This is a genomic window from Acinetobacter sp. MF4640, from assembly GCF_002018895.1.
Taxonomy (GTDB): Bacteria; Pseudomonadota; Gammaproteobacteria; order Pseudomonadales; family Moraxellaceae; genus Acinetobacter; species Acinetobacter johnsonii.
The window spans coordinates 1-1,022 of sequence record NZ_MVOM01000131.1 but is presented as its reverse complement, the minus strand read 5'-3'; the positions used below and the strand labels follow the sequence as shown (position 1 = coordinate 1,022).

The 1,022-nt window shown below is 45.7% G+C and carries 1 protein-coding gene; it reads right to left on the bottom strand.

From position 1 onward, the window contains the following. A partial coding sequence (tuf, locus tag MF4640_RS18760) for an elongation factor Tu (protein ID WP_101495501.1) occupies positions 1–1,022 on the bottom strand: 1,022 nt, incomplete at both ends.

The window sequence follows — 1,022 nt, the reverse complement described above, 5'->3', positions numbered from 1 at the left end:
CCACCTTCACGGATCGCAAAACGTAGACCTGGGTCCATTGCGATTGGGTGGATTAATTCTACTGACATTTCTACGTTGTCACCAGGCATAACCATTTCAACGCCATCTTGTAATTTGATCGCGCCAGTTACGTCAGTTGTACGGAAGTAGAACTGTGGACGGTAACCGTTAAGGAATGGAGTGTGACGACCACCTTCTTCTTTAGAAAGTACGTATACTTCTGCATCGAATTTAGTGTGCGGCTTGATTGCACCTGGTTTAGCAAGTACTTGACCACGTTGTACGTCTTCACGCTTAGTACCACGTAGAAGAACACCACAGTTCTCGCCCGCACGGCCTTCGTCTAGAAGTTTACGGAACATTTCTACGCCAGTAACTGTAGTTACTTGAGTATCACGGATACCAACGATTTCAACTGATTCGCCTACTTTCACAATACCAGTTTCTACACGGCCAGTTACTACTGTACCACGACCAGAAATAGAGAATACGTCTTCGATTGGCATTAAGAATGCTTGGTCGATTGCACGTACTGGCTCTGGAATGTAAGTGTCAAGTGCGTCAACAAGCGCAACAACTGCTTCTTCGCCATACTGACCAGTGTCACCGTTAAGTGCAAGAAGAGCTGATCCACGGATAACTGGAGTGTCATCACCTGGGAAGTCATAAGTAGAAAGAAGTTCACGAACTTCCATTTCTACTAATTCAAGAAGTTCTTCATCATCAACAAGGTCACACTTGTTAAGGAATACAAGAATGTAAGGTACACCAACCTGACGAGAAAGAAGGATGTGTTCACGGGTCTGTGGCATTGGACCATCAGTCGCAGCACATACAAGGATCGCGCCGTCCATCTGAGCAGCACCAGTAATCATGTTTTTAACATAATCGGCGTGGCCCGGGCAGTCTACGTGTGCGTAGTGACGAGTTGGAGAATCGTATTCTACGTGTGAAGTATTAATTGTAATACCACGTGCTTTTTCTTCTGGTGCAGAGTCAATTGCAGCGTAGTCTTTCGCTTC